The organism is Vibrio anguillarum (assembly GCF_001989995.2).
In the GTDB taxonomy this organism is placed as follows: Bacteria; Pseudomonadota; Gammaproteobacteria; order Enterobacterales; family Vibrionaceae; genus Vibrio; species Vibrio anguillarum.
In genome coordinates this window covers 50209-60869 of record NZ_JAHGUP010000067.1, presented here as the reverse complement: position 1 = coordinate 60869, position 10661 = coordinate 50209, and the positions used below count along the sequence as shown (strand labels likewise).

Below are 10661 nucleotides of genomic sequence, written 5' to 3'. Positions count from 1 at the left end.
TAAGAAGGCGGATTTTTACTCACCGTTCACACCTATTCCATTCACCGTTATCTATGCCCATTCGATGAAATCACATGCGGCCGGCTTATCACATCAAGTTATTTGAACATACAAGCGAGATATCAAATGGTTAATGCCATTTTCGATAATCCATCAAAATAGCCAGTTCATTTTTCCTATTTAAATCTTAGGTATTAATTATAGATAGACTCAATTTTGAGACACCCATTGCAATGCACCTTGCGATACTCTATCCACCTCTTTAATACAGAGACAAAATGAAGTGAATGCATCAGTAATGGCCATGGAAAATAAAAAACTCTCTATCCTCATCGTATGCATGGGAAATATATGCCGTTCACCGCTTTCTGAAGCTGTTTTGAGCCAAAAAGCGCAACAACATGGAATTAATTTATTTGTTGAAAGCGCTGGTACTGTGAATTATCAAGTGGGCCGAAAACCAGATCCCAAAGCAATATCTGTCGCTGAGCAGCGTGGTTATTCAATGTCAAATTTAAGAGCAAGGCAGGTTTGTTCTGAGGATTTCGAAAAATTTGATCTTATTTTTGCCTTAGATAAAGCCAACTTAGCGGATCTGATTGACATTTGTCCTGCTAAACATAAAGAGAAACTTTCACTGTTTCTATCGCATAGTCACATCGGTGTCACGGAAGTCCCTGATCCTTACAAAGGAAATATTCATATGTTTGAACGGGTTTTGGAACTGATAGAGAGCGGGGCCCAAGGGATCATCGAACATATATCTAAACAATATCAATTAAAGGAAAGTGCAATGAAACTTTGTGTGTAACACATAGAAAGTTTTATATGACTTTTTGATTACCCACCCCAAAAAACAAAGCAACAGTTTGGCAATTAATTTCTACTCATAGTTTGTAGGTAGGTGATTAAATGTGGGTGGTTAATAAGTTTTCTCTTATATACATAAAGCAAAAAATGTGAAGAAAATGCGCATTCTAGAGGCGACATCTAGTGGCGGTAGCGTATTTAACCGTTGCTATTCACCATTTTTATCTACTTTTTGAAGAAATAGCGTTGAACAGTTTGTTCTTAACAGTCGTTTAGTTTAGCCCAAGGAAATAAATAAAGTGAAAAAAATACTCATTGCGTTTGGTACACGACCTGAAGCAATTAAAATGGCGCCTCTAGTTCATCAGCTTAAACAAGATAACCGCTTCGACACAAAAGTATGCGTCACTGGCCAGCACAGGGAAATGCTTGACCAGGTTTTAGAGTTGTTTGAAGTGGTGCCTGATTTTGATCTTAATATCATGGAACCAGGGCAAACACTGACGACAGTAACGACTAAAATCTTGAACGGTATGGAAACGGTTCTAAAAGACTTTCAACCAAACATTGTCTTAGTTCATGGCGATACCGCTACAACGTTTGCGACTTCACTTGCTTGTTATTATCAGCAAATTGCAGTCGGCCACGTTGAGGCTGGGTTACGCACCGGCAATATCTATTCTCCTTGGCCTGAAGAAGCGAACCGCAAGCTTACGGGTGCATTGACTCACTATCATTTCGCACCAACGGCAACATCTCAACAAAATTTATTGGATGAAAATTATTGCCTCGAGAACATCCATATTACTGGGAATACCGTCATTGACGCCTTGTTTATGATCCGTAACAAGATTCACAACGAGCAAGATCTCAATGCTACGCTGGCACACCAGTTTCCGATGCTTGATAACAATAAAAAACTCATTCTTGTTACAGGCCACCGTCGTGAAAGTTTTGGTGATGGATTTGAGCGTATTTGTGAAGCCTTATCCATCACAGCAAAGCGCCACCCTGACTGTCAAATTCTTTATCCGGTACATCTTAATCCGAATGTTCAAGAGCCCGTCAATCGTCTTTTAAAAGGCATTGAAAACATTTTCTTAGTGGATCCACAACAGTATTTGCCCTTTGTCTATTTGATGGACAGAGCACACATCATTTTAACTGATTCCGGTGGTATTCAAGAAGAGGCACCGTCGCTAGGGAAGCCTGTATTAGTGATGAGAGACACCACCGAACGACCTGAAGCGGTAAGCGCGGGTACGGTCAAGCTGGTTGGGACTAACACACAACTGATTTGTGAAGAGTTAGACCGGTTGCTTAGTGATGAGCGCGCTTACCAACTCATGAGTCAAGCACACAATCCATACGGTGATGGCAAAGCCTGTCAACGTATCGCCGACATTCTAGCAAGATAAGATTTAAGGAAAATAAGATGTTTAATAAAGTTTCTGTGATTGGTTTAGGGTATATCGGCCTGCCAACGGCTGCCGTTATAGCCTCGCGTGGTATTGAAGTGATTGGCGTAGATGTCAATCAACACGCTGTCGATACAATCAACAAAGGTGAAATTCACATTGTCGAACCGGATTTAGATATCGTAGTTCGAAGTGCAGTGATGACTGGCAAACTAAAAGCAACTGTGACAGCTGAACCAGCTGATGCTTTCTTAGTGGCGGTACCCACACCATTTAAAGGTGATAATCACGAGCCTGATCTTAGCTATATAGAAGCCGCGGCCAAAGCGATTGCACCAGTTCTGGAAAAAGGCAACTTGGTGGTATTGGAAAGTACTTCCCCTGTCGGTGCGACAGAAAAGCTTTCCGCATGGCTAGCAGAGGCTCGTCCTGATTTAACTTTCCCACAGCACAAAGGTGACACGGCTGACATTAAGGTAGCGCATTGCCCAGAGCGAGTTTTACCGGGTTATGTACTACAAGAGTTGGTCAGTAATGACCGAGTGATTGGTGGCATGAGTAAATCGTGTAGCGAGAAAGCGATGGCTCTGTATAAAACCTTTGTTAAAGGCGAATGCATCATCAGCAACTCTCGTACGGCGGAGATGGCGAAATTAACAGAAAATTCCTTTCGCGACGTCAATATTGCATTCGCGAACGAACTTTCCCTTATTTGTGAGAAATTAAAAATCAATGTTTGGGAATTAATTAAATTGGCCAACCGCCACCCTCGTGTCAACATATTAAACCCAGGACCAGGTGTTGGCGGGCACTGTATTGCAGTTGACCCTTGGTTTATTGTTAACAGCTGCCCAGAAGAAGCAAAACTGATTGCTGCTGCTCGTCATGTTAATGATGGTAAACCACACTGGGTCGTTGATCAGGTAAAACAAGCCGCAGATCAGTTCAAAAAACCAGTCATTGCTTGCTTAGGTTTGGCCTTTAAAGCTGATATTGATGATTTACGTGAGAGCCCAGCTTTAGACATCACTTTACATTTAGCACAAGACAATATTGGACAAATTCTAGCGGTAGAGCCAAATATCCACCAATTACCGGGTAAGTTAGCAGAACATGATGTTGAGCTAGTCTCGCTAGAGCGTGCTTTAGAGTTAGCCAATATCGTTGTGGTGCTGGTTGATCACCGAGATTTTAAAGAAGCAGATAAAACGGCGTTTGCCAAGAAAGTAGTGATTGATACTCGTGGTGTTGTATAAAAGGAATTAAGATGAAAGTAACATTTTACGGTATTGGATATGTAGGCTTGGTGCAAGCGGCTGTCCTTGCCGATGCTGGCCATGACATTTGCTGCGTTGATATAGACGAAAGCCGCGTTGAAAATCTTAAAAAGGGCATTATTCCTATTTACGAGCCAGGTTTAACCGCATTGGTTGAGAAAAACTACCAAGAGGGACGCCTTAGCTTTACGACCGATCCCAAAGTTGGCGTGGATTTTGGCGATTTGCAGTTTATTGCGGTTGGCACTCCTCCAGATGAAGATGGCTCTGCGGATTTAAAGTATGTCCTTAAAGTCGCTGAAACGATTGCGACATATATGCAATCACCAAAAATTATTATTGATAAGTCAACCGTGCCAGTAGGTACTGCAGATAAAGTTAGGAATACTATCCAAGCTATACTGGATAATAAAGGGTCTAAATTAACGTTCTCCGTCGTCTCTAATCCAGAGTTTTTAAAAGAAGGTGCGGCGGTTGATGATTGTAAGCGTCCTGACCGAATAGTGATTGGTACAGACTCAAGAGAAGCCGAAGAGTTAATGCGAGAGCTTTATGCTCCTTTTAATAGAAATCATGAAAAAGTTATTGTGATGGATATTAAAAGTGCTGAACTTACTAAATATGCTGCGAATTGTATGCTTGCCACAAAAATTAGTTTCATGAATGAAATGGCAAATATTGCTGAGCGGGTGGGTGCAAACATAGAGCAAGTTCGTCAAGGGATCGGTTCTGATTCCAGAATTGGTTTTCAATTTATTTATCCTGGCTGTGGCTATGGCGGATCGTGTTTTCCTAAAGATGTACAAGCGCTAGTTCGCACTGCCGATGAAATAGGATATGAGTCTCAAATTCTCAAAGCCGTAGAAGCGGTGAATTATGCGCAGAAACATAAACTATTTGAATATATTACAAAAGAGTTTGGCCCTGATCTGTCGGGAAAAACATTCGCCATTTGGGGATTAAGTTTTAAACCAAATACGGATGATATGCGTGAAGCACCGAGTCGAGTATTGATGCAGCAGTTATGGGAGGCAGGAGCAAGAGTACAAGCCTATGACCCAAAATCGATGGAGGAAACTCAGCGCATTTATGGGAGCCGAGAGGATTTAATGCTTATGGGCACAAAAGAAGCTGCACTAACAAACGCCGATGCATTGATTATTTGTACTGAATGGCAAAGCTTTAAAGCTCCAGATTTTGTCAAAATTAAAGAGCAATTAAAACAAGCCGTATTGTTCGATGGCCGAAATCTATTTGATCCGATACGGATGACCAAAAAAGGTTTTGTTTACTATAGTATCGGTAGGAATAAGTTGTCATAAATACAACTTAAAAACCTTCTCGAACAGAGATTTTAGGTCATAGGAATGACAAATAATAAAAAAAAGGTAACGATAGGGATCTGTACCTATCGTCGCCCTGAACAATTAAAGGAATTATTGGTTTCAATATTTGAAGCAAATGATACCAGTGAATTTATCTTAACTATAGCCATAGTTGATAATGATGAAAACCGAAGTGCAAATGAAGTTGCAAGTCTATTTTATAATGAAAATATAAATGTAATTTATCATTGTGAGTTTTCAAGGAATATATCTGATGTGCGTAATAAATGCATTGGAATCGCAAATGATAATGAATCAGACTACATTCTTTTTTTAGATGATGATGAAACTATCTCACCTAATTACTTCATTAGTTTAGCCAAGATGCTTAATCAGTATGATACAGATGTTGTGATTGGTCCTGTGATAACTTGCTATTATCCACAGACATCTCAATGGGTAATTGTTTCTAAACTCTTTGAAAGAGTTAGAAAAAAAACAGGTACTATACTTTCTACTGGTAATACAGGAAATGCTCTTGTATCTATGGCATTAATAGAAAAAGTCGGACTATTCAATAGAGCATTTGGACAGTCTGGAGGAGAGGATTCTGAGTTTTTCTATCGGTGTAAACAACATGGGGCAAAACTGACTTGGTGCGATGAAACTGAAGTCTTCGAATATTTGTCTCTTGATAGAGCTAATTTACAGTATGCTATAAAAAGAGGCAGGAGGGGAGGGCAAACCTTTTCTAAAATAAGAAAAAATCATTATTCTCTAGATAAAAAAGCAATTATAATTACCACTAGATCAATAGTTGGACTATTTGGGGTGTTAGCTTCACTTCCACTTATTGCTTTCACTGGGAAAAGAAAGGGAACTATTTTATTGGTAAATTCCATTGCTAGGCTCGGTCAAATTGAGGGATTGTTTGGCAGAGAGACTAAAATGTATGGTGAGTAAATTAATAAAATTATTTTATCAATTGTGTGGCGTGATTGATGTAGCAACAATAAGTGCGGCTAATTTTTTAATATCTTTTTTTATTATTAGAGAGTTAGGACCTAAAGACTATGCAGTATACATGAATTTTTTTTCAGGATTAATGCTGATCTCTACGCTTCAAAATGCATTTTTCCATACAACCTTATCCGTAAAATATGCAAAAATCTCTGAATATGAAATAAAAATCAGGAAGAGTAATGCACTGTGTGTATTTGCTAATATTATTCATATGGCTCTTATTGTACCTGCATTCTTTTTGGTCAAATATTTTGAATTTGAAAATTCATTGTTTTTTTTGGTGTACTGCTCTTTTTTTCTATATTTAAGTAGAGATTTGTATCGAGTATATAACTATGTATTCGAGCTTCGTGGCACGATAGTGTTGTCTGCTATTGTTTCACTTTTTACTACTATGTTAGGTTTATTGTATTTGTTCTTTAATGAAAGTGATGTGACTCTTAATTATATATATTTAGTGTCTATAATATCGGGTGTTATATCAATAGTAATTATTACTTATAAACTTAAATTTAGGCTACCAACAATAAGTGAAATGAAAGTATCTTATTATGACTTATGGAGTGTAGGCCGTTGGTCTTCTGTTGGTTCGTTAGCGACTTGGGCACAAAATAATAGTTATACCTATTTAGCTACACTCATTATTGGCGTTGAAGCAACAGCGGTTTTAGCTATAGCTCGATTAATTGTTATGCCAATAAATCTAGTAGCTTCTGGTATCTATATGTCTGAAAAGCCTAGATGGGCTAAATTATATAAAAATGACAAAAATACACTTAAAAATGTCAGTGTAAAGATTATATTATCAATGTTTCTATTTATAACTGTTTATTCGATATTGGTATTAAGTAATTTTAACTATATAGAAATGATATTTGAAACTAAAGTTAGATTTGATCTATTATGCTGTTGGCTTTCTGTCTGCATGGTCCAAGTCTTTAAATTTTCAAACAGTAATATATTAAATGTAGCTGAGGAATTTAAATATTTAGCGGTTATGGGTGTTATTGTTTCTACTTTAGGCGTAGCCGCTTCAACAATATTAGGAACATATTATGGAGCCATTGGAATTATTGTTGGATACTTAATAGGTGAGCTTCTTCATTTCTGTTGTTCACAATATAAAATTATAAGTAAAAGGCTATTCTATGCAAATTAGCTATAAGAATTTCATATCTGGTCTGCTATTCGTATTCTTATTAAATTCTGCAGGAGTGTTTTCTCCATCATTGGCTGTTCGTGACAGTGATTTTGTGTCTGAAATTGAAATATCATCTAATATGGTTAATAGACTTATTATGTTGTCTTCATTCATGATTTCTATTGTTTTTTTGTTTAAAAATAATAAGGATTTTTTTAAAATTATCATTATAAAAGCTTGGCCTCTGTGGATATTGGTTCTGTATTCAATTATATCATGCCTTTGGTCTGAAATACCTTTGACTTCATTTACTAGATTATTACAACAAATATTTTTAATCACATTCATTTTGATGGTGATAAGATATTTAGATTTTAATGATATCTTCAATGTGCTAAAGTTTTTTGCTATCGCTATTGTTATTATTGGAGTGTTAAGTATTCCATTCTCTTTTGCTTGGCAAGATATTGGATTTAGAGCGATACATGGACACAAAAATACTGCAGGGTATATTTATGCTCTATCTTTATTGATAGTTATGTATGATATTTTCATTAATAAAAATAAGAATAAATTAAATTTATATTTGTTATTTACTGTTTTTGTTTTGCTTGTAATATCAAAATCCAAGACATCGTTAGCGCTAGTGATATCATCTTCAATCTTCATATATATGCTGATTAATTACCAGTGGTTAAAAGCGAAAAATGTCATTTTATCTATATTTTTTACTTCTGGTTTTGTTTTTTTAGCCCTCCTTTTAGTTGATACGAGTATATTGTCTGATTATGGGCTTGATTTTACTGGTAGAGCTATAATATGGGACTTTGTGATATTCGAGATGAATGATTATAAATGGCTAGGTTTTGGTTATCGTTCTTTTTGGGGAGTTGGTGATGCTGGACTTAGCGTGTTATATGGTGGGGATTTTGATTTCTTTATTACAAAGTTAAATCAATCACATAACACTTACTTAGATATTTGGATAATGTTAGGTTATATTGGTGTGCCAATATTTATTGCATTTGTCATTCATTCCATATTTGAAATAACTCGTTCTAATTATTTATTCATAGCAATATTGTTTTTTTTGATCATTCATTCTTTTATGGAAACAGATTTCTTTAGAAGTAATAATTTATTATGGGTGCTTTATGTTCTTATCTATCTTTCTTCAATATGCCATAGGAAAATAATTAATGAATAGAAATGTTTTGTTTTTATCAAAAGATGCAAGTTGGCAAAGATATAGAAATGAAGTTCTCACTAAATTAACGCTTAACTATTACTGTAAAATTGATGTAATAACTGACGGTGAAATTAAAGATTATATAAAGCCATGTGCAAACTTAAACTATATATGCAGCACAGATATATTAAAATGGTCTAAACGTATTAATCTATTGCCTTATGCTTATAAATATATAATCCAATATAAACCGGATGTGATTCTAGCTCTTCCTAATAGTTCAAACCTAACCGAGCTAAGCTTATCTATATTTTGTAAAATAACAAAAACAAAGCTTGTTTATTGGACGCATGGATACGACCATTGCCGCAGACCAGATAGTGGATTAAATGGTTTTTTAAATAAGATTAGAGTCTCTGTGATAAATAAATGTTTAAAGCAAGCAAATGCCATTATCGTGTTTTCTGAACCAGGGAAAGAATACCTTGTCGATAAAGGAATTGATAAGGAAAAGATATTTGTTGCTCCAAATACGCTTAATACAGAAAAGTTAATCAATAGCTATCTTCCTATAAAAGAAGAAGACATTAATAAATTCAAATCGGACAATAACATAGAAAATAAAACTGTATATCTTTTTTCAGGTCGTTTTAGATCTGGCAAACGGTTAGAAAACTTTATTAATGCTTTGGGAAAAGCAAAGAATAAAGATTCAGTAGCACTGGTTGTTGTCGGTGATGGAGAGATGAGAGAAAGCTGGCAAGAATTATGTAAATGTTTTGGTATACATGCATTGTTTTTAGGTGAGGTTTTTGATGAAGATCGGCTTGCAATAATATTTAAAAGTGCTGATTGGTTTGTAATGCCTGGTTATGTAGGATTAGCCATTGTACATGCATTTAGCGCTGGTTTACCACTGCTAAGTGAGGACATTTCGTTCCACAGTCCTGAAATAAATTTTTTGAAGCAAAATGTTAATGGAGTATTATTCAAAGAGAAAGATTTAAGTGCTTGGACTGCGTTTATTGAAGAGAAAGGGAATGATTTTCAGCTTAAAAATAGAATGTCCAAAGAGGCGTTAAATACAGTTCATAATGAAGCTAGTATAAATAATCAGATTCTTGCAATGTCTTTAGCCTTAGGTTTAGATAAAAATGTATAAAAGCTCACTTTATAAAAAGTCACCTATTTTTCTGCAAGAACTGATGATTAACATTAAATCGATTATATTTAAATTATTGAGAGAAAATTGGTTGTTTAAAAAAAGAATAAAAGAATTACATAATAACCAATATATATCTAGAGAGAAATTGCTTGAGCAACAAAGAAGCCTATTAAAGATAACATTAGATCAGGCTAAGGAACACGTTTCCTTTTATAAAAATGTAAAATCATCTAATATTGATGATTTTCCGCTCATTGGTAAGGAAGATATTCGTATCGCTCCCTGTGCATTTCTAAATGATTCTAAAAAATTTTCTTATACTTTTAAGTCTCAGACTGGAGGTACGACAGGTAAGCCACTAAACCTCTATTCTGGATTATCCGCGATTATAGAAGATCATGCTCAAAGTCATAGACAATTGACATGGGCTGGTTATCTTCCAGGTGATAAGCGAGTCTGGTTACGAGCTGATCTTATTGTTCCTCTAGAGCAAAATACCTCACCTTATTGGCGTCACAACAGTATTGATAAAATGTTAATGATGTCTGTATATCATCTGAGCGAGGAAACAGTTCGACAATATTTAGAGCAATTACATAATTATAAACCAAAAATAATTCAAGCTTATCCATCTGCAATATTTCTGTTTGCTAATTTAATTGAGTCATTAGGGTTAGCAGTAAACCTAAAAATTAAAGGGATTATCCTTTCATCGGAATCTTGTTCTGATAATCAGAAACTAGTAATCGAACGCGTTTTTAATTGTAAGGTTTTTAGTTGGTATGGATTGAGTGAAAGGGTGGCAACGGCAGGTACGTGTAAATACGGTAAGATGCATTTAATTGAAGACTATGGCTATTATGAGTTTTCTGATGATAAATTAATTGCGACGGGATTCCATAACTCTAAAATGCCATTAATTAGGTATAACACAGAAGACATATTCTCTGGTGTTAGTTCCGAATTCAATCAATGTGAATGTGGTCTTCCATTTTTAACAATTAAAAGTATTCAAGGTAGAGAAGGTGAGTTTCTACTGTCAACTTCAGGGCGTAAGGTGCTTATTTTTAACCATATCCCAAAAAATGTGTGTGGTTTGGTTGAGCTTCAGCTTAAGCAAAAAAGAATAGATGAAATAATAGCTTTAGTTGTTGTTGAACGTCGATATGATCAACAATCAGAAAAAATTCTAGAAAAAAATATTAAAACATATTTTGGAGAAGATATGCGTGTTCTTGTTAAGCAAGTTTCATCCATTCCAAGAACAAAAAATGGAAAATTTAGGCAAGCGATTTTAGAGTTGGAACCTTAAA

Annotated in this window: 9 protein-coding genes; all 9 read left to right on the top strand. The window is 35.7% G+C overall.

The annotated features are described in order from the left end of the window. The first annotated feature begins 283 nt into the window (after positions 1-283). Positions 284-811 carry a low molecular weight protein-tyrosine-phosphatase gene (locus tag PL85_RS14655; RefSeq protein WP_013857370.1) on the top strand — a complete coding sequence of 176 codons (528 nt, stop codon included), beginning with the start codon at positions 284-286 and terminating at the stop codon, positions 809-811. A gap of 298 nt (positions 812-1109) precedes the next feature. Next, positions 1110-2228 (top strand): non-hydrolyzing UDP-N-acetylglucosamine 2-epimerase, encoded by a 1119-nt coding sequence (wecB, locus tag PL85_RS14650; RefSeq protein WP_081245367.1) that lies wholly within the window; start codon positions 1110-1112, stop codon positions 2226-2228. A gap of 17 nt (positions 2229-2245) precedes the next feature. Beyond that, positions 2246-3484, top strand: a complete 1239-nt coding sequence (vpsB, locus tag PL85_RS14645) for a UDP-N-acetyl-D-mannosamine dehydrogenase VpsB (RefSeq protein WP_088728705.1) — start codon at positions 2246-2248, stop codon at positions 3482-3484. An 11-nt stretch (positions 3485-3495) separates the two neighbouring features. Further along, positions 3496-4827 (top strand): UDP-glucose dehydrogenase family protein, encoded by a 1332-nt coding sequence (locus PL85_RS14640; RefSeq protein ID WP_013857366.1) that lies wholly within the window; start codon positions 3496-3498, stop codon positions 4825-4827. 45 nt (positions 4828-4872) lie between these two features. After that, positions 4873-5793 carry a glycosyltransferase family 2 protein gene (locus PL85_RS14635; protein WP_013857365.1) on the top strand — a complete coding sequence of 307 codons (921 nt, stop codon included), beginning with the start codon at positions 4873-4875 and terminating at the stop codon, positions 5791-5793. After that, entirely contained in the window at positions 5783-7012 is a 1230-nt protein-coding gene (locus PL85_RS14630; RefSeq protein ID WP_088728706.1) for a lipopolysaccharide biosynthesis protein, read from the top strand. Before PL85_RS14635 ends, PL85_RS14630 begins: the two co-directional genes overlap by 11 nt. After that, positions 7002-8201, top strand: a complete 1200-nt coding sequence (locus tag PL85_RS14625) for an O-antigen ligase family protein (protein WP_115339611.1) — start codon at positions 7002-7004, stop codon at positions 8199-8201. Before PL85_RS14630 ends, PL85_RS14625 begins: the two co-directional genes overlap by 11 nt. Continuing rightward, complete coding sequence (locus tag PL85_RS14620; RefSeq protein ID WP_115339612.1) at positions 8194-9345, top strand: glycosyltransferase family 4 protein; 1152 nt, start codon at positions 8194-8196, stop codon at positions 9343-9345. Before PL85_RS14625 ends, PL85_RS14620 begins: the two co-directional genes overlap by 8 nt. After that, a complete protein-coding gene (locus PL85_RS14615; protein ID WP_115339613.1) occupies positions 9338-10660 on the top strand; it encodes a phenylacetate--CoA ligase family protein in 1323 nt (440 codons plus the stop codon). The genes PL85_RS14620 and PL85_RS14615 overlap by 8 nt, the downstream gene beginning before the upstream one ends. Position 10661 lies beyond the last annotated feature (1 nt).

What these genes read in the sequence shown, in the direction of transcription:
- PL85_RS14620 (WP_115339612.1), top strand. Translation starts at nt 8,194, where the DNA reads ATGAATAGAAATGTTTTGTTTTTATCAAAAGATGCAAGTTGGCAAAGA.
- PL85_RS14615 (WP_115339613.1), top strand. Translation starts at nt 9,338, where the DNA reads ATGTATAAAAGCTCACTTTATAAAAAGTCACCTATTTTTCTGCAAGAA.
- PL85_RS14625 (WP_115339611.1), top strand. Translation starts at nt 7,002, where the DNA reads ATGCAAATTAGCTATAAGAATTTCATATCTGGTCTGCTATTCGTATTC.
- PL85_RS14640 (WP_013857366.1), top strand. Translation starts at nt 3,496, where the DNA reads ATGAAAGTAACATTTTACGGTATTGGATATGTAGGCTTGGTGCAAGCG.
- PL85_RS14635 (WP_013857365.1), top strand. Translation starts at nt 4,873, where the DNA reads ATGACAAATAATAAAAAAAAGGTAACGATAGGGATCTGTACCTATCGT.
- vpsB (WP_088728705.1), top strand. Translation starts at nt 2,246, where the DNA reads ATGTTTAATAAAGTTTCTGTGATTGGTTTAGGGTATATCGGCCTGCCA.
- PL85_RS14630 (WP_088728706.1), top strand. Translation starts at nt 5,783, where the DNA reads ATGGTGAGTAAATTAATAAAATTATTTTATCAATTGTGTGGCGTGATT.